The 16,961-nt window shown below is 56.4% G+C and carries 25 protein-coding genes; 10 read left to right on the top strand and 15 right to left on the bottom strand.

Annotated features, from left to right (window positions below):
* Positions 1-10: 10 nt before the first annotated feature.
* The gene (locus CDI07_RS01855) at positions 11-196 is read left to right on the top strand and encodes an HTH domain-containing protein (protein WP_226996598.1); all 186 of its coding nucleotides are present in this window, start codon (positions 11-13) and stop codon (positions 194-196) included.
* Here the strand turns inward: CDI07_RS01855 and CDI07_RS01850 are convergent.
* The gene (locus CDI07_RS01850) at positions 178-753 is read right to left on the bottom strand and encodes a hypothetical protein (protein ID WP_088179987.1); all 576 of its coding nucleotides are present in this window, start codon (positions 751-753) and stop codon (positions 178-180) included. The genes CDI07_RS01855 and CDI07_RS01850 overlap by 19 nt on opposite strands.
* A gap of 184 nt (positions 754-937) precedes the next feature.
* Between CDI07_RS01850 and CDI07_RS01845 the strand changes: the two genes are divergently transcribed.
* From CDI07_RS01845 to CDI07_RS01805, 9 genes are all read left to right on the top strand, one after another.
* Complete coding sequence (locus tag CDI07_RS01845) at positions 938-1,222, top strand: 50S ribosomal protein L44e (RefSeq protein ID WP_014012391.1); 285 nt, start codon at positions 938-940, stop codon at positions 1,220-1,222.
* A gap of 3 nt (positions 1,223-1,225) precedes the next feature.
* The gene (locus CDI07_RS01840) at positions 1,226-1,423 is read left to right on the top strand and encodes a 30S ribosomal protein S27e (protein WP_012571194.1); all 198 of its coding nucleotides are present in this window, start codon (positions 1,226-1,228) and stop codon (positions 1,421-1,423) included.
* 102 nt (positions 1,424-1,525) lie between these two features.
* Positions 1,526-2,353 carry a translation initiation factor IF-2 subunit alpha gene (locus CDI07_RS01835; RefSeq protein ID WP_088179986.1) on the top strand — a complete coding sequence of 276 codons (828 nt, stop codon included), beginning with the start codon at positions 1,526-1,528 and terminating at the stop codon, positions 2,351-2,353.
* Entirely contained in the window at positions 2,350-2,529 is a 180-nt protein-coding gene (locus tag CDI07_RS01830; protein WP_088179985.1) for an RNA-protein complex protein Nop10, read from the top strand. Before CDI07_RS01835 ends, CDI07_RS01830 begins: the two co-directional genes overlap by 4 nt.
* A 1-nt stretch (position 2,530) precedes the next feature.
* On the top strand, positions 2,531-3,331 hold the full coding sequence (locus CDI07_RS01825; RefSeq protein ID WP_088179984.1) for a proteasome assembly chaperone family protein: 801 nt from the start codon (positions 2,531-2,533) through the stop codon (positions 3,329-3,331).
* 144 nt (positions 3,332-3,475) lie between these two features.
* Complete coding sequence (locus CDI07_RS01820) at positions 3,476-4,090, top strand: energy-coupling factor ABC transporter permease (RefSeq protein WP_088179983.1); 615 nt, start codon at positions 3,476-3,478, stop codon at positions 4,088-4,090.
* Positions 4,087-4,335 (top strand): PDGLE domain-containing protein, encoded by a 249-nt coding sequence (locus CDI07_RS01815; protein WP_088179982.1) that lies wholly within the window; start codon positions 4,087-4,089, stop codon positions 4,333-4,335. The genes CDI07_RS01820 and CDI07_RS01815 overlap by 4 nt, the downstream gene beginning before the upstream one ends.
* A 1-nt stretch (position 4,336) precedes the next feature.
* Positions 4,337-4,996 carry an energy-coupling factor transporter transmembrane protein EcfT gene (locus CDI07_RS01810; RefSeq protein ID WP_088179981.1) on the top strand — a complete coding sequence of 220 codons (660 nt, stop codon included), beginning with the start codon at positions 4,337-4,339 and terminating at the stop codon, positions 4,994-4,996.
* Complete coding sequence (locus tag CDI07_RS01805) at positions 4,993-5,811, top strand: energy-coupling factor ABC transporter ATP-binding protein (protein WP_088179980.1); 819 nt, start codon at positions 4,993-4,995, stop codon at positions 5,809-5,811. Before CDI07_RS01810 ends, CDI07_RS01805 begins: the two co-directional genes overlap by 4 nt.
* 48 nt (positions 5,812-5,859) lie before the next feature.
* Here the strand turns inward: CDI07_RS01805 and CDI07_RS01800 are convergent, their stop codons facing one another.
* From CDI07_RS01800 to CDI07_RS01740, 14 genes are all read right to left on the bottom strand, one after another.
* Positions 5,860-6,414 carry a permease gene (locus CDI07_RS01800; protein WP_088179979.1) on the bottom strand — a complete coding sequence of 185 codons (555 nt, stop codon included), beginning with the start codon at positions 6,412-6,414 and terminating at the stop codon, positions 5,860-5,862.
* A complete protein-coding gene (locus tag CDI07_RS01795; RefSeq protein ID WP_226996597.1) occupies positions 6,411-6,848 on the bottom strand; it encodes a permease in 438 nt (145 codons plus the stop codon). Before CDI07_RS01795 ends, CDI07_RS01800 begins: the two co-directional genes overlap by 4 nt.
* A gap of 119 nt (positions 6,849-6,967) precedes the next feature.
* Positions 6,968-8,338, bottom strand: coding sequence for a phosphoglucosamine mutase (gene glmM, locus CDI07_RS01790; RefSeq protein ID WP_088179977.1), 1,371 nt, complete (start codon positions 8,336-8,338; stop codon positions 6,968-6,970).
* 9 nt (positions 8,339-8,347) lie between these two features.
* Positions 8,348-8,776, bottom strand: coding sequence for a hypothetical protein (locus CDI07_RS01785; RefSeq protein ID WP_088179976.1), 429 nt, complete (start codon positions 8,774-8,776; stop codon positions 8,348-8,350).
* Entirely contained in the window at positions 8,776-10,158 is a 1,383-nt protein-coding gene (locus CDI07_RS01780) for a mannose-1-phosphate guanylyltransferase/mannose-6-phosphate isomerase (RefSeq protein WP_088179975.1), read from the bottom strand. The genes CDI07_RS01785 and CDI07_RS01780 overlap by 1 nt, the downstream gene beginning before the upstream one ends.
* Positions 10,155-10,886 carry a mannosyl-3-phosphoglycerate phosphatase gene (gene mpgP, locus CDI07_RS01775; RefSeq protein ID WP_088179974.1) on the bottom strand — a complete coding sequence of 244 codons (732 nt, stop codon included), beginning with the start codon at positions 10,884-10,886 and terminating at the stop codon, positions 10,155-10,157. The genes CDI07_RS01780 and mpgP overlap by 4 nt, the downstream gene beginning before the upstream one ends.
* A 2-nt stretch (positions 10,887-10,888) precedes the next feature.
* Positions 10,889-12,070 (bottom strand): mannosyl-3-phosphoglycerate synthase, encoded by a 1,182-nt coding sequence (gene mpgS / locus CDI07_RS01770; RefSeq protein WP_088179973.1) that lies wholly within the window; start codon positions 12,068-12,070, stop codon positions 10,889-10,891.
* Between the two features lie 82 nt (positions 12,071-12,152).
* On the bottom strand, positions 12,153-13,517 hold the full coding sequence (locus CDI07_RS01765) for an ADP-specific glucokinase (RefSeq protein ID WP_088179972.1): 1,365 nt from the start codon (positions 13,515-13,517) through the stop codon (positions 12,153-12,155).
* Between the two features lie 70 nt (positions 13,518-13,587).
* The gene (locus CDI07_RS01760) at positions 13,588-14,157 is read right to left on the bottom strand and encodes a glucose-6-phosphate isomerase (protein WP_088179971.1); all 570 of its coding nucleotides are present in this window, start codon (positions 14,155-14,157) and stop codon (positions 13,588-13,590) included.
* A gap of 66 nt (positions 14,158-14,223) precedes the next feature.
* On the bottom strand, positions 14,224-14,832 hold the full coding sequence (locus CDI07_RS01755) for a site-2 protease family protein (protein ID WP_226996596.1): 609 nt from the start codon (positions 14,830-14,832) through the stop codon (positions 14,224-14,226).
* Between the two features lie 21 nt (positions 14,833-14,853).
* A complete protein-coding gene (locus CDI07_RS01750) occupies positions 14,854-15,033 on the bottom strand; it encodes a KH domain-containing protein (RefSeq protein ID WP_058939157.1) in 180 nt (59 codons plus the stop codon).
* Positions 15,034-15,082: 49 nt separating this feature from the next.
* Positions 15,083-15,259, bottom strand: a complete 177-nt coding sequence (locus CDI07_RS10155) for a hypothetical protein (protein ID WP_168169229.1) — start codon at positions 15,257-15,259, stop codon at positions 15,083-15,085.
* Entirely contained in the window at positions 15,259-15,960 is a 702-nt protein-coding gene (locus CDI07_RS01745; RefSeq protein WP_088179970.1) for a TraB domain-containing protein, read from the bottom strand. The genes CDI07_RS10155 and CDI07_RS01745 overlap by 1 nt, the downstream gene beginning before the upstream one ends.
* Positions 15,957-16,901 (bottom strand): ribonuclease Z, encoded by a 945-nt coding sequence (locus CDI07_RS01740; RefSeq protein ID WP_088179969.1) that lies wholly within the window; start codon positions 16,899-16,901, stop codon positions 15,957-15,959. The genes CDI07_RS01745 and CDI07_RS01740 overlap by 4 nt, the downstream gene beginning before the upstream one ends.
* Between the last annotated feature and the right edge of the window lie 60 nt (positions 16,902-16,961).

Here is a 16,961-nt window from a genome sequence, read left to right as displayed (position 1 = left end):
CAAAAGGGTGATGAGGATGGCAGAGGTTGAGGTTGTTTTCAAGGTTCTGAAGGAAGCCGGGAAGCCCCTCAAGAGCAAGGAGATAGCCGAGCTCGCCGGCATAGACAAGAAGGAAGTGGACAAGGCCATAAAAGTGCTCAAAACGGAGGGTAAAATCATTTCACCGAAGCGCTGCTACTATGCTCCGGCGGAGTGAGAGTACTTCTCAACGAGCTTTTTGAGGATGGCCTCGTGCTGTTCCTCGTTTCTCTTTATCTCCCTGAGGAGCTCCCTAACAACCGGGTGGAAGGCCCTCCTTGAGAGCCTGTCGTACAGTTTCAGCATGTTCTCCTCAAGCTCGATGTAGTCCCTAAGCAGCTCTCCAATCCTTCCATCGCCGTCCTCTGGCAGGACGACCTCCGTCGGGAAGTCCTTGAGGTACTCCTCGATTATTTCCTCAGGCGGGACTCTGGCACCAATCGCACCGAAGCCCAGGGGCATCACCATCGTCGGCAGACCCGGGATGAGAGCCACCTCCTCCGCACCTTCATCGGTTCCGTACTCCTCGATCAGCCTCACGGAGTCGTGGTATGCCTTCTCAAGGGCCTCCATCAGGTGTTTGTGGAAAGCCGCGTCTATGGCCATCCTAAGGATGAGGGCCCTGAGGTCCGCGTATTCCGGATCGCTGAGCCTCTTGAGGAGCTTTCGGTACTCCTTCTCGGCCTTCTCCTCCAGCCTTTTCAGCTCCTCCACGGTTGTTATCATCCGCTCCATGGCCCTCACCCCCGGAGCACTTTAATAACATTTGGTTATTTAAAAATTTTGGTTCAAACCGCAAAAACTTTTTTAAAGCCTCACGCTTACCGAAGCCTGCAGGCACTATCATGCCTCACGGCTCGGGGGTGTCCGAGGCAGGGGCGAGTAGGAACCCACCGGGCCTCTGCGTGGAGGTGAGAGAATGAAGTATCCGAAGCAGATAAGGACTTACTGCCCCTACTGTAAGAAGCACACAATCCACAAGGTCGAGAAGGTCAAGAAGAGACCGAGGAGCGAGCTCAGCCAGGGTCAGAGGCGCTTTAGGAGAATCATGAAGGGTTACCGCGGTTTCCCGAGGCCGAACCCGGCCGGAAGGGAGAAGCCGGTCAAGAAGCTCGACCTCCGCTTCAGGTGCACCGTCTGCGGCAAGGCCCACACCAGGGGACAGGGCTTCCGCGTTAAGAAGTTCGAGCTGGTGGAGGTGTGAAGCATGGCGCTCCCGAAGAACCTCATCCCGATGCCGAGGAGCAGGTTCCTCCGCGTCAAGTGCATTGACTGCGGCAACGAGCAGATAGTCTTCAGCAACCCGGCGACTACCGTCCGCTGCCTCGTCTGCGGCGCGACCCTCGTCGAGCCGACCGGCGGAAAGGGCGTCATCAAGGCCAAGATACTCGAGGTTCTCGAGTGAACATTTTCCTTTCCTTTGCCTCCGTTCCCGGAGGCTTCTGCTAAACTTTAAATACCTCTTTTCGTAACTTACCCCGGCAGAGAAAATTTTGAGGTGGTTAAAATGCCGAGGAAAGCCAAGGAGTACCCCGAAGAGGGAGAGTTTGTGGTTGCCACTGTCAAGAGCATTCACCCTTACGGTGCGTTCCTCAAGCTTGACGAGTATCCAGGCAAGGAAGGATTCATGCACATAAGCGAGGTCGCCTCCACCTGGGTCAAGAACATCAGGGACTACGTGAAGGAGGGCCAGAAGATAGTCGCCAAGGTCATCCGCGTCGACCCGAGCAAGGGGCACATAGACCTCAGCCTCAAGCGCGTCAACCAGCAGCAGAGGAAGGCCAAGCTCCAGGAGTACAAGCGCGCCCAGAAGGCCGAGAACCTTCTCAGAATGGCGGCCGAGAAGATAGGAAAGGACTTCGAGACGGCCTGGAGGGAGGTCTGGGTTCCCCTCGAGGAGGAGTACGGCGAGGTTTACGCCGCCTTCGAGGACGCGGCCCAGAACGGGATGGACGTTCTCAGGGGGCTCATCGGCGATGAGTGGACCGAGGCCCTGAGGCCGATAATCGAGGCCTACGTCGAGATTCCGACCGTTACTATCGACGCCGAGTTTGAGATAACCGTACCCAGCCCGAACGGGGTTGAGATTATCAAGGAAGCCCTGATAAGGGCCCGCGACAGGGCCAACGAGGAGAAGGAGATAGAGGTCAAGTTCTCCTACCAGGGAGCGCCGAGGTACAGGATAGACATAACCGCCCCGGACTACTACAAGGCCGAAGAGGTTCTTGAGGACATAGCCGAGGAGATACTGCGCGTCATAAAGGAAGCGGGCGGCGAAGCGACGCTCATCCGGAAGGAGAAGAGGATCAAGAAGATAAAGAGGAGAGGGGCATGAGGTTCCGCATAAGGAAGTGTCCCGAGTGCGGGCGCTACACCCTCAAGGAAACCTGTCCAGTCTGCGGGGCTAAAACAAAAGTAGCCCATCCGCCGCGCTTCTCGCCGGAAGACCCGTACGGCGAGTACAGGAGAAGGCTGAAGCGCGAGCAGCTGGGCATCGTCGGGAGGGATTGAGATGAAGGAGTCAGTTATCCACGTCTACGAGAGGCCCCAGCTCAGGGACCCCGTTTTCATTGAGGGGCTGCCCGGCATAGGCCTGGTGGGAAAGCTCGCCGCCGAGCACCTCATCCAGGAGCTCAACGCGGTCAAGTTCGCGGAACTTTACTCACCGCACTTCATGCACCAGGTTCTCATCAAGAAGAACTCCGTCGTCGAGCTGATGAAGAACGAGTTCTACTACTGGAAGAACCCCGACGAAAACGGCAGGGATATCATAATCATCACCGGCGACCAGCAGGTTCCGCCCACAGACAGCCCCGGCCACTTCGAGGTCGTCGGGAAGATGCTGGACTTCGTCAACGAGTTTGGCGTTCGCGAGATAATCACGATGGGCGGCTACCAGGTGCCGGAGCTTCAGGGGGAACCGAGGGTTTTGGCAGCGGTTACCCACGAAGAGCTCGTTGAGTACTACCAGAAAAAGCTGGAAGGCTGCGGCATCGAGGTTATCTGGCGCGAGGACGAAGGGGGAGCGATAGTCGGCGCCGCCGGCCTTCTGCTCGGCATGGGCAAGCTCCGCTCGATGTACGGGATAAGCCTGCTCGGCGAGAGCCTTGGCTATATCGTTGATGCGAAGGCTGCAAAATCCGTCCTCCTCGCGGTGGCGAAGATACTCGGCCTCGAGCTCGACATGACCGCCCTCGAAGAGCGCGCCAAGGAGACCGAGGAGATACTCAGGAAGGTTCAGGAGATGCAGAGGGCCATGCTGGAGCAGCAGATGCCCCCCACCCCGGAGGAGGAAGACAGGGGCTACCTCTGAGCCCATCCCATTTCTTTTCCGTAAAGAGCCTCACAATCACCCTTCTCAACCTTTGGTTGGTAATACGCGGTTTAAAAAACACTTTTATTTCGTGTTACTCGTTATTCAACTGATAACACAACAAAACCACCGGAGGTGTTTGGGTTGCATATCCCGGATGGACTGTTGAGCACTCCTGTGATAGTCATAACCTACGCGATAACGATAGCAGGAATAGCCTACGCGGTACGGAAGCTGAGGGACTTCCCAGAGGAGAAGATACCGCTCCTCGGGCTCTTCGCAGCCGGAATCTTCGCGGCGCAGATGGTCAACTTCCCGATAATAGGCGGCGTCAGCGGACACCTGCTGGGGGCAACGCTGGTTGCGATAATGCTCGGACCCTACGCGGCGGTAATAGTCATGACCGCGGTTCTGCTCATCCAGACTCTCCTCTTCGGTGACGGCGGAATAACGGCAATCGGCGCAAACATCCTCAACATGGGGCTGATAGGGGCATTCATAGGCTACGGCCTCTACACCAAGCTCAGGAACATCAACGAGACCTTTGCAATGGGTTTTGCCGCCTGGCTCTCCGTCGTTCTAGGAGCTGCCCTCGCATCGGTCGAGATAGGCCTCAGCCACAGCCTTCCGTTCCTCAAGGTCCTCACCCTGATGGTCGGCTACCACTCGATAATCGGAATCGGTGAGGCTGTACTCACCGTCCTGATAGTCTACGCCGTAAGGGCAAAGCTTCCGTCGGTGGAGGGGGTGCCCGCATGAGGACGGTTTTCAAGGGTCTGATCGTTATAGCCGTCGTACTGGCTCTTGTGCTGCCGCTGGCCTCAAGCAACCCAGATGGACTTGAGGCAACGATGGAGAAGGTCGGCCTCGAGGAGAACCCCGTCTACCACGCTCCCCTTGACTACGGAGAGACCTGGGGCCAGAGCGTGGTGATGGGTCTGCTCGGCATAGCACTGGCGTTTGGAGTCGGCTACGGTTTAGCAAAGCTCGCAAAGGGTGCCTGAGGTGTACCTGCCCTTTATTTTCCTTTATGCGATTGGAGTTGTGACGAGAGAGAGCCTAACGGAGTTGGCCTACTTTGGACTCCTCTTCATCGTTGTTGTCCTCACTATGAGGCCGAAGAGGGGGGTTTTCAAAAAGCTCGGCTTCCTCCTCGGCTTCGAGGGACTTCTGTTCATGATGGCGCTCTTCAACCCGGGGCAGCCACTTCTGGAGACCCCCCTCGGCCCGATAACCCACGAGGGAATTTACTCATTCTTCATGCTCCTCGGAAAGGCCTTCCTCTCCGCGGGAACCGCCGTCGTCGTGACGAGCTCGGTGGGTTTCTCAAGGATTCTCGCCGAGATGGAAGCTCTGAGGTTCCCGCGGATACTCACCCTTACGCTGGCGTTCACCTACCGTTACCTCGACCTCTTCGCCGATGAGGCGACGAGAATGAAGCGCGCCCTCGACTCAAGGGCCTTCGGCATAGGCAGGAGGGAGTACTACGGAAAGCTCGGCTCCCTCATCGGCGAGATATTCGTCAGGGCCTACCTCAGGAACGGAAGGATATACCGGGCCATGCTCGCTAGGGGCTTTGGGGAGTTCCCGAGCCTGGAAGAGCCAAGGCCAAACGTCCAGACGGCGATGCTTGCCCTGCTCGCTCTGGGGGGACTGCTGCTATGATAGAGCTAATGGACCTTCACTTCTCCTATTCAGGCAGGGAAGTGCTCAGGGGAATAAACCTCACGATTGAAAGGGGAGAACTCTTCGGCTTCCTCGGTCCGAACGGCGCCGGAAAGAGTACCCTCATGCTGCACCTCAACGGAATCCTCAGGCCACAGAGGGGTAGGGTTCTCGTGGACGGTCTCGACCTGAGGAAAAAGCCGAGGGAAGTCAGGAGGAAGGTAGGGATAGTCTTTCAGGACCCCAACGATCAGCTCTTCTCGCCGACCGTGTTCGAGGACGTGGCCTTCGGTCCCTACAATTTGGGCCTGAGGGGAGAAGAGCTGAGGGAGCGCGTTCTCTGGGCGCTTGAAAAGGTGGGAATGCTCGAATACGCCGGAAGGGAAACCAAGGAACTGAGCTTCGGCGAGAAGAAGCGGATAGCGATAGCGACGGTTCTGGCAATGGAGCCGGAAGTTATAGCCTTCGATGAGCCCTTCGCCAACCTCGACTTCAAAGGCAAAAGAATTATGAGGGAACTCATCATGGGGCTGAAGGGCGAGGGAAAGACCGTGATTCTGGCCTCCCACGAGGCGGATTACCTGGCCATGTGCGACAGGATAGCCCTGATGGACGGGGGAAAGATAGTAACCGTCGGAACGCCAGAGGAGATACTCGGAAACCCGGAGCTTCTGAGGAGGCACAACCTGGATGTTCCGCCCCTCGTTGAGCTGTTTCTCAGCCTAAACATGGGCGTTCCAAGGAGCCTCGAGGATGCCAGGGAAAAAATAATCAACCTGCTAGGCAGTTCAGCTCAAAAGCCAAAGGAAAAGTAGAAGAACACGAGATGCCGCACCTCCAACTTACAGGGAAACTCGGCAGGTTTAGGAAGCCTGTCCCTGTTCCTCCGTCCCCTCGCTCCACAGGATTATCCGTTCTATCGCCATTCCCATAATAATCACAAAGAACACGGTCAAAAGGAGCCTCGTTATCATGAACTTCAATCCAAGGAACTGGAGCTCTACTAGCTCCTGGGGAATCTTGATACACGCCCACGCCGAGAGGAAGACAATAATGTTGGAGATACGAGCGCCCTTTTTAAGCAAAGTTGCGGCTATTGGGAAAGACACATAAAGGGGACCCGTAGGAAACGCCCCTAGGAGTATGGCGATGAACATGCCCTTTATCCCGGAGCTCCTTCCAAGATACCTTACTATTACATCGTTTGGGACGAATACCGCAAAAAGCCCCATCAAAATCATCACGGCGGGCAGTATCAGAATCATTTCCACAAAGAATCCTTCCGAGGAGGAAACTACAGGCTCCCTCTTTTCGGGAAACATTAACAGCAGGACCCCCGCAACCACTAACACAGCCGCCAGAAAGAGTATATCTTTTACGAGTCCCTTTTCCTGTTTTTCCTTCGGCATCTTTTTCATAATATTGCCCCCATGAGAAGTCCTATAATGATCGCAATGATAAAGCTCAATCCGTTTCTAAGCAACGCCATCTTTTTCCCCAGGATTCTTATCTCAAGGGGCAGGGTGACCATTCCAATCATCGTCAGTGTGGTTATGAAGACTGCCACTGATGTGACCGACGCCCCCTTTTCAAGGAGAGACGCCGCCAGCGGGAAGGATATCAGCGAGGGGATGTGCAGTATCGCCCCCAGAACTGCAACGGTGAGAACTCCTTTAAACCCGGCGTTTTCACCGATGATGCCGGAAATCCAGCCTTCCGGCACGAAACCAAAGAGCAGGCCTATGATGACTATTATGGCAAGCATCGTGGGCATGATTCTGAAGAACGACCTCAAGGCTATCTTTAACGCCCACTTCGTTTTTGTGCGGTCTTTTATCAGGGCAAGGCCCAAGCACAGGGCAGTTAAAGCGTTTATAAATATTGCAGTCGTACTCATTGAAATTCCCTCCGTGACAGGAAAAGATTCGAGGTATACACCATAAATTTTGGGATAAGAAAAGCTTGGAGAGATTACCCCTCCAACACCCCTTCCAAAAGGCTCAATCCCAGCTCAAGGTACTCCTTAGCTTTCTCCTCGCTCTTGGCCTCGCTGAAAATCCTGATTATCGGCTCCGTCCCGCTGGCCCTGACGAGAACCCAGCCGTCCGGGAAGAGCACCTTCGTCCCGTCGGTGGTGTCAACGGTGTAGCCTTTGGCCCTGGCAAGCTCGGCTACCCTGGAGACTATCGCCTTTCTGTCGCCCTCGACTTTCCTCTTCGTCTTGAACTGATAGTATTTCGGCAGTTCGTCAATCAGCTCGCTGAACTTCTTGCCTGATTTTGCGAAGATCTCGACTATCTTTGCCGCCGTCATCGCCCCGTCCCTGCCGAGGACGAAGTCCGGGAAGATAACGCCGCCGTTCTCCTCTCCTCCTATCGTCCCGTTGTGCTCAAGGAGAGCCCTCGCAACGATGAGGTCGCCGACCTTTGTGCGCATGACTTCCGCGTTGTTCCTCTTCGCTATATCGTCGAGAAGGTTGGAGGTGGCTATCGTCGTGACGAGAAGCCCCCCGCCGTTCTCCCTCAGAACTGCATCGGCAACGAGCGCGAAGGTCTTGTCGCCCTGGATGAACCTGCCGTTCTCGTCTATGAACACCGCCCTGTCGGCGTCGCCGTCCTGGGCAACCCCAAAGTCGGCACCGAGGGCTTTCACAATCTCCATGAAACCCTTCAGGTTCTCCTCGTTCGGCTCGGGATTTCTGGCCGGGAAGTGGCCGTCCGGATGGGCGTTGACGCTGACGACCTTGCAGCCGAGCTCGCGAAGGAGGTAGGGGAGCGTTAGGCTTCCGGCACCGTTGGATGTGTCCACGACCACGAAGGGTCTCCGTTTTTTGATGGCCTCAACGTCAACCCTGCTCTTTATCGCCTCGATGTAGGGCTTGATGACGTCCTCCTTCCTGACGTCGCCTATCTCGTCCCATCTGGCCCTGTCGAAGTCTTCGTTGAAGAAAACCTCCTCCACAACGGCTTCGCGCTCCTTCTTCAGCCCCATGCCGTTGGGTTCGAGCAGCTTTATGCCGTTGTACTCGGGCGGGTTGTGGGAAGCGGTTATCACAGCGCCGCCGTCGGCACCGAAGTGTGCCGTTGCGAACTGTATTGCTGGGGTTGGGGCTATTCCGACGTCTATGACGTCGCAGCCGGTGCTGAGAAGGCCGCTTATAAGAGCGCCCTTGAGCATCTCCCCGCTGACACGGGTGTCCATGCCAACCACTACGAGGGGCTTCTCCCTCCCCTCGCGCTTGAGCATCGTTCCAAAGGCCATTCCCATCCTGAGGGCAAAGTCCGGGGTTATCATTTCGTTGGCTATCCCCCTGACGCCGAAGGTACCGAAGAGCTTCCCCATGCTATCACCTCACATCAGAGCGCTGGCAAAGTTGATTATCATCATCACGAAGATGTAGAGCCCGTAGACGAACGCCCCAGCCTGAATCAGAGAGACGAGTATCTTCAGCGGCTTCCACTTGCCGGAGAGCAGGGGCACTGGGATGCCGATCAGTATCGCCGCGAAGAGGTATATCACCGCGTTCTTTATGGCGGCGTAGTCCACAGGTATGTTTATCTGCGGGTAGGTTATGGTGACCTCCTGTCCCTGGACCGTGAACGTTATATCCGCGTTCTGAAGGCCCACGACGATTATGTAGGACATTATGAGCACGAAGAGCAGCGTGGGCAGGAGACTGAGCGAAAGGGAAGATATCGAGCTGCTGAACCGCTCCCACTCATCCCCACAGTTCTTGACTTTCTCCTTCTTTTCCTTCTTTTCAGATTCTTCAGCCATCATCACTCCCTCCCAAAATCGTCCGCAAAGCGGACTATATCATCCTCACCCAGGTACTCCCCGATCTGGGTCTCGATGACCTCAAGAACTACCTTGCCCGGGTTCTCAAGCCTGTGGATGACGCCGGCGGGTATGAACGTGCTCTCGCCCGGCCGGAGGAGGATTTCCTTCTCCCCGACGCGGACCTTTGCGGTACCCCTGACCACTACCCAGTGCTCCGAGCGGTGATAGTGCATCTGAAGGGAGAGCTTCTTGCCGGGCAGAACCGTCAGGCGCTTTATCTTGTAGCGATCGCCCTCCTCCAGGACCGTGTAGCTTCCCCAGGGCCTGTATGCAGTTCTGTGGACCATGACACGCTCATCGTTCATCTCCTTGAGGCGCCTGTAGACCTCCTTCACCCTCTGTCCCTCGCCGCGGTGGGCGACGAGTAGGGCATCGTCGGTGTCTATGATTATCAAATCCTCAACACCAACCGTGGCCGTTAGGCGGCTCGTCATCACGAGGTTGTTGCGCGAGTTAACACCGATGTGGTAGCCCTTCTTGCCGCCGACCTTGACGGCGTTTCCACTATCGTCCTTCTCCATTACCTCATAGATGGCGTCGAAGCTGCCCAAGTCGTTCCAGTAGGCGTTGAGCGGAACCACCGCGGCCCTGTCGGTTTTCTCCATGACGCCGTAGTCAACCGAGACCTCGGGAACTAGCTCGTAGGCCTTCTCGATGGTATCCGCCGTTTCAAAGGCCTCGTAAACGTCGGGGGCGTGCCTCTTCACCTCCTCGGTGAAAACCTCCGTGTCGAACATGAACATGCCACTGTTCCAGTAGTAGCCGTTCTCGACGTAGCGCTTCGCGGTCTCAAGGTCCGGCTTCTCCTTGAATTCTGCCACCAGATAGCCGCCCTCGAGCTTCTCCCCGGGCTTTATGTAGCCGTAGCCGGTGTGGGGCTTGGTCGGCTTTATCCCGAAGGTCACGAGGTAATCCCTAGCAAGTTTCTCCGCGTTTCTGAAGGCTTTTACGTAGTTCTCGTCGGCCTCTATCAGGTGGTCGGAGGGGAGCACCGCGACTATCGAGTCTCCAAAGGTCTCCTCGATTCTCTTTATTCCCCAGAATATGGCCGGCAGGGTGTTCCTTCCCTTGGGCTCGAGGAGGATGTTGTTCTCGGGCAGCTCAAGGCCGAGCTCCCGCAGGTCGTCGAGAACGCGGAAGCGGTACATATCGTTGGTGACCACGAAAATCTCCTCAGGCTTTGAAAAGGTAAGCGCCCTCTGGACGGTTTTCTGGAAGAGGGAGTACTCGTCGAACATCCTTATGAACTGCTTGGGCATCAGCTCCCTGCTGAGGGGCCAGAGCCTCGTTCCCTTTCCCCCGGCAAGAATCAGCGTCTTCATAACACCACCTCCAGTAGTTCGGTGGCCGAGCTTATATTTTTAGCCCTCCGATGTCTGAGGCTTCCAACGATGAACGGATGGTCAACGACGTCCAAGAGGGGGAAATCGTTCTCCCCATCCCCCAAAGCGTAGCTCTCGACCCGCTTCAGGCGGGAGTAGAGGTTCAGCAGCTCCACCGCGGCCCGTCCCTTGTCGGTGTCTCCTGTAACGCCCAGGAATCTGCTGCCCCTCGACACCCTCAGGCCCATGCCCTCGAGTGCTTCCTCGAAACCTGAGCTTTCCCACTTGAATATTGTCTCGCTGTAATCGCGCTCCATCGCCAGCCTCGCCAGGCTCTCCGGGAGTCCCGTGAAGGCCACGACCTCTTCAAGCGTGCAGTTGCCGTAGTACTTGAGGCCGTATTCCCCTGCGAGACCATCGAGGGCAGCCTTTATCCTGCCGTATTCCTCCCCCAGCTCGACGATAACATATTCCCCCCGCTTCCTTCCGTTGACCTCGAAGGGGAAGTAGCCCTCGGGAATCACGATAGCACTTCCGTTCTCGACTATGAACGGACCCTTCAGCCCCCAGGCCTTCCTGTAGTACTCCTGCTCCGCGAGGGTCTTCGAGGAGTTGAGCACAACCTCAAAGCCCGCCTCGAGAAGTGATTTAAGGACCGGCCTGGCCGGTTCGGGGGAGTAGTCGTCGCCGAGCAGTGTTCTGTCGAGGTCGAGGAAGAGCACCCTCATCGTCACACCTCGAAGCGCAGGAGCGTTTCGGCGTTGTCCTCCAGGGTCTCCATCCACCGGTTCACGTCTATGTTCTCTATGGGGGGCATGATCCTCGGACTCGGCGGTTCCTCGTTCTCACCCAGGAGACCGTGGAGACGAAGCTCCTTAAGTATCTGGTTCCTCATGGATTCCGTCGCCAGCTTGGAGTGGTATATCGTCCCCAGGGAGCTGAGAATCATGTTAACGACGTGCTCCTGTCCCTTGTCCTCGTGCAGGTGGGGATTCAGCGTTTCTATCTGGAACACCTCAACTCCCTGGTCGTAAACGTCAGTATGGGGATCCTCTCCCCACCTCCCGAAGGTCTCGAAGAGGTACACCAGCTCAAAGGGCTCTATCGAGTAGCCCGTCGAAAACGGCATTATCTCGGCCAGCTTTATGCTCATCGCGTGCTCGCCGGCGTTTCCCGTCACTATGATGCTGGTCTCAAAGTTCGTGGCCACGCCGAAGAGGGCGTTCATGTAGCGGTTCGTTATCTCGCTCACGCGGCCCCACTTTCTGAAGTACAGCCCCTTCGTGCTGACTTTGGGCTTGTGGCGCCAGCTCAGGCGAACCATCGCGTATTCGCTCTCGCTCATCAGAAAGCCAGCCGCGTAGTCCTTCACGTACTCGTTGACGGAGCCAGGGATGTAGTTGTCGGCATCAACGAAGCCCACGTACTTGGCCCCTATAGCCTTCGCCAGGAGGATTCCTATCAGCATCCCCTCGCCCTTTCCACTCCGCACGCTTCCGTTTTCGTCGAGGATGTCCGTGTACCCCACCTCACGGAAGGCCTCGGCGACCCCCACGTCCTTCTGGTGGACCATTATTATGCGCGAGTGGGTGAGGTTGTAGAAGTGCTTTACGAGGTCAACCTCCTGCTTGAAGAGGTTTGGCCCCTTCCTCTTGCTGTTCGAGACGATTATTATCGGGCACTGGTGCGGTATGGCCTTCAGAACACCGTCGACAAGCTGGAGCTTCTCGTTCTTCATCGGGACGACTATCGCGATGTTCTCGAGAATCCCGTAGATGTCCTCGCGGGGCACGTTCGTGACGGTGAAGCTCCCCACGTCTCGCGTCTGGGTGTCCAGCTTGATGACCTTCTGAACCTCGTAAATCTCAACCGCTCCAAACAGCTCCTTGTAAACCGGAGCCTCCAAAAGCAATTCAACCACCCCTTGACAATTTTCGAAGATGAAAAGGAAACCCCGTAAAAAATTTGGGAACACGAAAATAAAAAGGTTTGTTTTACGGGCGCAGTGCGAACTCACCAACGAAGGCCGAACTCGATATGGTGTCGCCGATTCCGACGGTGCTCTTTGGCCTCGCCACTATCTTCGTCGGGGCGAAGGAGAGCTGATAACCGTCTATCTCAGCGATGCCGTCCTTCATGCCGTACTCCCCGGTAAGTCTCTCCTCCACCGCCCCAGCCTTCTCGTTCACTGGGACGTCTATGGCCTTGACCACGTCGTCTATCGAGCGGACGTCGCCGAGCTTCGCCTTGGCGGCGGCAGCCAGTGCCGCGAAGAGCAGCGCGTCGCGGACGAAGTCCCCCCCGTAGTCGGTCAGGGCGAGGTAGTAGCCGTAAGTGTGGAAGTGTATCCTCTTAACGCCTGTTCTCTCGGCGAGCTTGAGTATGGCCTCGGTTACCGCGACTGGATCCACTGGGTCGTCGGCGAGGAGCTTCCCGGCGAGGCCCTTCTCACCCATGACCTCCATTATCGAGGCGAGCTCGACCTCGTTGAGGCCGACGCTGTGGAAATTGCCCAGGACGTCAATCAGGGCCCTTCTTACGGTCTCATCCGCGGTGAAGGCGAACTCAAGGTGAACCGGAACATTTCTCGCGTTCAGAATTTCGAGGTGCCGCACCATCTCCTCGAAAGGCTCGCGGTAGTTCTCCCTCGTCAGGGTCTGGAGACCGCTGATGATTCCCAGCTCGGCTTTTTTCGCTATCTCCTCAAAGTGTTCAGTGAACTCGGGCCTTATGTAAACGTTTGGGTTGTAGTCATCGGCGGCGCCAATGAAGCGGTTCTCGCGGGGCGCCTCGAAGTCAAAAACCCTGAACCCGCGCGGGAACTCGTAGATGTAGTGGATGCAGTTCTCCTCGTCGGCCCGGAACTCCTTCGGATGGACGAGGTTAAGCTTCCCATTCTCGAGCTTAGGGACGTAGATCGGTCCGTCCTTGAAGAGAGCCGCCTGAAGCCTCGAAATCTGGGGAACGTGGGCTATTACCGGAACGTTGTAAACGCCGCCGAGGAGGTTGGCCATTATTCCGACCTGACCACCCATCCTGAGCTCGTCCCAGCCCCACTGCTTCATGTAGAACCTGACGGTGCAGCTCTCCACGAAGAGTTCCGCCGCCTTACCCCGGCGAATGCTCCAGAGAATCCCGCCGAGGAGATGTTCAACGGAGGTTATCTTCTCCGGAAGCTCCTCGGAGTACCTCAGAACCCCATCCTTTCCGACCCGCTCTATCCTCCGCTCCAGATCCACAGAGTCAAGGTACTTTATGGCGTCGATGTTCGTGTTGTACGCGAGGAGAACCCCATCGATTTTCCCGATGTTTTCGCGAACTTTATCGAAGGCCGATGAGTAGAGAGCGTCCCAGGACATTGTATCACCGGGAGTGATGTAACTACTGAAAGTTAATAAGGGTTGCGGTGAGGAGAGAAAAATCAAAGGCTCACTCCTTCCACTTCGGGTTGTCAACGATTCTGACCTCACCGTTCTCCTCGACCACGAGTTTGGAGAAGCCCTTCTCGGCTATGCTGCCGTAGTCGTGGCCGGCGTCGGCGGGATAGACCGCCAGGAAGATGAAGGGCTCGTCGCCCGTGTTAACGGTCCTGTGCGCCCAGTAGGGGGGAACGTAGACAACCGTTCCGGGCTTCATCTCTATCCATTCGGCCTTTCCTTCGGGCGTCTGAAGGAGCATTCCGCCCTTCCCCTTAATGCCGTAGTATATCTCCGCCCTGTCCGCCTTGGAGTGATAGTGCCCCTTGGTGAAGAAGAACTCCCTTCCTACCTTACCCGGGTGGAGGACGGTGGTTGCGAAGTTGAGGTCGCCGTCCTTCTCATCCTGCTCAATCGCGTAAACCTCGTAGACAACCGGGTCCTCCTTGAGAAGCTCTTCGTAGGCTTTTTCATCGACGAAGTACCCCTTCAGATCGCTGAGCCTTCTGACGAGCTTTTTGGCCCCGGGAATGACGCCGGTTTCGAGGTCAATATCAACACCCAGCGGGTTCTTGTACTCCATTGGAATCACCGTGATAGAAGTGAGGGCGAGCCTATTTAACCTTTCCCTTCTGTATCACCGAAAGTGTTACAGCAGTCTGAAGAGTAGATAGGCGACGCCGATGGAGACCGCCCAGTAGCCGGCGTTCCAGCGGACGACCTTGGAACCGTCCAGCGGGGGGAACGGGAGCAGGTTGAAGAACGCCAGCCACAGGTTGACCGTTGCCGTAGTCTTGATGACCCACCAGACGGGCGTGAACGGAGCCACTGCCCTCAGGGCCACCAGCGCGGCAGCGCCGACGGCTATGTTGGTAAGCGGACCCGCGAGGGCTATCTTTCCGAAGGCCTCCCGGGAATCCACAGCGTAGGGAGCGTAGACCTGAACGGCGCCGAGGGCGGCGAATATCCACGTCGTTTCTGTGAGAAGGCGCGTCGCTACCCCCATGAGGAGCGCCAAGAGTATTCCCGTGTCCCAGCGTTTGTAGTACGCCCTGTAACCGTAGTGCCGCGCCACCTGCCTGTGGGCTATTTCGTGGAAGATGAAGGCCGTCAGAACGGCGATGATGGAGTAGGGAATCGCGTAGGGGTCAAAGTTGGAAAACAGCAGAGCGAGGACTAGAAAAGAAATCAGTAAATCCTCGATCTCCCTCCTTCCCATGCCGCTCCTGTGAACTCCCTTCCACGGTTCGTAGCCCATCGGAACGCCCCGCGGGGAGGCTCACTTGCCCTTTACTTCAATCTTCTTGCCGATTACAAGCTCGGCGGCTTTAACGGCGGCACCGCCGCTTCCCACCGCTATCCTCACCTGATCCTCCGGAACGTAAACGACTATCTTGTCCTCAAGCTCCTCGATTTCAAGGATCTTGACGTTGAGCATCTTCTCGAGTCTGTCCTTCATGGTGAATCCCCAAGAATGCTGTGGCGGTTCTAAATATAAAAGTAACGAATCAGTCGAAGTCCCAGATGGTTCTCCCCTTGTGAAACATCATGACGTAGCCGCAGTTCCTGCAGATGACTATCTTAACCTTGTGAGCCGTAAAGCCCCATTTACTGTCTATCTTCCCCTCCTCAACCTTGAAATCCATTCCGCCGCATAGCGGGCAGACCAGATGCTTTCTCTCCATCACATCACCCCCGCAGTCCAGTAGGGTGAGAGAAACCTCCGCTCCTTTGCCCTGTCGAGGAGGTGCTCTATCCCGGGCTTGTGGCCAAGGCCAACCACGGCTATAACCTTCGGCCTCTTAACCCCCCTGAGCTTAAGATTTTCAACTATAGAGACGAGGTTCCTCGCCATGACCTCATTCCTCTCCTCGACCAGAACGCGGTAGAGGTATGGATAGCGGCGCTTGAACCCCACCATCATGACCCTGTACTCCGCCATTGGGTCGGAGGGCTCGCCGAGCCTAACGGGCAGGAATATCCCCAGGGCTTCCAGGGCCATTAGGAGCTTCTCCCTCCCAGGGGCAGCGGCTATCTTGGAGAGTATGACGTTGATATCCTCATCTATGAGGTAGAGGGGGACGCCGAGGGCTTGGGCGGCGCTTATAGCCGCTTTCATCTCCTCGCCGGGCTTCATCCCAAACTCTTCTCCCAGTTTCTCCTCGACCTTCGCGAGTGCGTAGTTTATCAGCCCCTTTCTGCCGAAGCGGAGGGCCTCCTCGAGGGTCATCTTCCGGTTCTCGTTCATGGCAAGGAAGCGCGCCCTGTCGAGCTCTATCGCAACGGCATGGGGTCTCTCATCGAGTATCGTTCTGATGACCTCTTCCCTGCTCTTCGGCGAAACATGCATCGTGCCTATGAGCTTGACGTAGCGAAGATAGCTCATCCTCTCTCCTCCAGAAGGTTTCTCACACTGAATTTGCCCGATTTAAACTCCAAGACGTCGAAGTCCCTCGGGACTATGAACTCCAGTCCAAAATCGCGGCATATCCGCGAGGCTTCGCTCAGGTATTCATCGTAGGTGTAGCGGAAGGCCCTGTGGAAGAGTGCCAAAAGCTTAACCTTGGCCTTCTTAGCGACCTCGCAGGCCTCCTCAACAGTCGAGTGATAGCTATCTCCCCTATCCTCAGAATTCAGATAGGTCGCCTCGTGGATGAGGAGGTCGGCGTTTTCGGCGAAGAGCCTCACCCTTTCACACGGCTCCGTGTCGCCGGTGTAGACGACCTTGAGGCCTTTCCTCCTCGGCCCGGTAACGTCTTCGAGGCGAATTATCCGGCCGTTCCACTCGATTTTACCTTCTCGCTCAAGCTTTCCAAGTATCGGCCCCTCGCTCAGCCCGTACTCGGCGAGTTTCTCCGGGAGAAACTTTCCACGCCTGTCCTTCTCCCTGAAGACATAGCCTAGGGCGGGAACGCCGTGCTCGACCTTGAAGCTCCAGATTTCGTAGTCCCCGAACTTCAGCCTCGTCTCGCCGAGCTCGTGGACGTGTATATCGAAGCCCGGCCTGAAGAAACCGCTCTGGAGAAAGTGCTGAACGAACTCGAAGGTGTACTTGGGACCGTAGATGTGGAGGGGCTTTTCCCTGTCCCAGAGGTTCATCGTCTGTATCAGGGCGGCCAGGCCGAGGTAGTGGTCGCCGTGGAAGTGGGTGATGAAGATTTTCTCCACCTTCATCGGACTGAGCTTTGCAGTGTTCATCTGCCTCATCGTGCCCTCTCCGACGTCGAAGAGTACAATCTCACCCTTGTAGCGGAGCGCAATGGCTGGAACGTTTCTCTCCCTGGTGGGCATTATGCCGCCGGTGCCAAGGAAAATCACTTCAATCATGTTATCACCTCCGAGGAGAAGTTTAAAAAGCTCCCGGGGCCTTCACCGCCGGAGACTTTC

Source organism: Thermococcus sp. 5-4 (assembly GCF_002197185.1).
Lineage (GTDB): Archaea > Methanobacteriota_B > Thermococci > Thermococcales > Thermococcaceae > Thermococcus > Thermococcus radiotolerans.
This window is presented reverse-complemented; position numbering and strand designations above follow the sequence as displayed.

What these genes read in the sequence shown, in the direction of transcription:
- CDI07_RS01830 (WP_088179985.1), top strand. Translation starts at nt 2,350, where the DNA reads ATGAGGTTCCGCATAAGGAAGTGTCCCGAGTGCGGGCGCTACACCCTC.
- CDI07_RS01825 (WP_088179984.1), top strand. Translation starts at nt 2,531, where the DNA reads ATGAAGGAGTCAGTTATCCACGTCTACGAGAGGCCCCAGCTCAGGGAC.
- CDI07_RS01840 (WP_012571194.1), top strand. Translation starts at nt 1,226, where the DNA reads ATGGCGCTCCCGAAGAACCTCATCCCGATGCCGAGGAGCAGGTTCCTC.
- CDI07_RS01800 (WP_088179979.1), bottom strand. Translation starts at nt 6,414, where the DNA reads ATGAAAAAGATGCCGAAGGAAAAACAGGAAAAGGGACTCGTAAAAGAT.
- CDI07_RS01845 (WP_014012391.1), top strand. Translation starts at nt 938, where the DNA reads ATGAAGTATCCGAAGCAGATAAGGACTTACTGCCCCTACTGTAAGAAG.
- CDI07_RS01760 (WP_088179971.1), bottom strand. Translation starts at nt 14,157, where the DNA reads ATGGAGTACAAGAACCCGCTGGGTGTTGATATTGACCTCGAAACCGGC.
- CDI07_RS01850 (WP_088179987.1), bottom strand. Translation starts at nt 753, where the DNA reads ATGGAGCGGATGATAACAACCGTGGAGGAGCTGAAAAGGCTGGAGGAG.
- mpgP (WP_088179974.1), bottom strand. Translation starts at nt 10,886, where the DNA reads ATGAGGGTGCTCTTCCTCGACCTCGACAGAACACTGCTCGGCGACGAC.
- CDI07_RS01855 (WP_226996598.1), top strand. Translation starts at nt 11, where the DNA reads ATGAGGATGGCAGAGGTTGAGGTTGTTTTCAAGGTTCTGAAGGAAGCC.
- CDI07_RS01785 (WP_088179976.1), bottom strand. Translation starts at nt 8,776, where the DNA reads ATGATGGCTGAAGAATCTGAAAAGAAGGAAAAGAAGGAGAAAGTCAAG.
- CDI07_RS01750 (WP_058939157.1), bottom strand. Translation starts at nt 15,033, where the DNA reads ATGAAGGACAGACTCGAGAAGATGCTCAACGTCAAGATCCTTGAAATC.
- CDI07_RS01780 (WP_088179975.1), bottom strand. Translation starts at nt 10,158, where the DNA reads ATGAAGACGCTGATTCTTGCCGGGGGAAAGGGAACGAGGCTCTGGCCC.
- CDI07_RS01835 (WP_088179986.1), top strand. Translation starts at nt 1,526, where the DNA reads ATGCCGAGGAAAGCCAAGGAGTACCCCGAAGAGGGAGAGTTTGTGGTT.
- glmM (WP_088179977.1), bottom strand. Translation starts at nt 8,338, where the DNA reads ATGGGGAAGCTCTTCGGTACCTTCGGCGTCAGGGGGATAGCCAACGAA.
- CDI07_RS10155 (WP_168169229.1), bottom strand. Translation starts at nt 15,259, where the DNA reads ATGGAGAGAAAGCATCTGGTCTGCCCGCTATGCGGCGGAATGGATTTC.
- CDI07_RS01740 (WP_088179969.1), bottom strand. Translation starts at nt 16,901, where the DNA reads ATGATTGAAGTGATTTTCCTTGGCACCGGCGGCATAATGCCCACCAGG.
- CDI07_RS01805 (WP_088179980.1), top strand. Translation starts at nt 4,993, where the DNA reads ATGATAGAGCTAATGGACCTTCACTTCTCCTATTCAGGCAGGGAAGTG.
- CDI07_RS01815 (WP_088179982.1), top strand. Translation starts at nt 4,087, where the DNA reads ATGAGGACGGTTTTCAAGGGTCTGATCGTTATAGCCGTCGTACTGGCT.
- CDI07_RS01755 (WP_226996596.1), bottom strand. Translation starts at nt 14,832, where the DNA reads ATGGGCTACGAACCGTGGAAGGGAGTTCACAGGAGCGGCATGGGAAGG.
- CDI07_RS01745 (WP_088179970.1), bottom strand. Translation starts at nt 15,960, where the DNA reads ATGAGCTATCTTCGCTACGTCAAGCTCATAGGCACGATGCATGTTTCG.
- CDI07_RS01765 (WP_088179972.1), bottom strand. Translation starts at nt 13,517, where the DNA reads ATGTCCTGGGACGCTCTCTACTCATCGGCCTTCGATAAAGTTCGCGAA.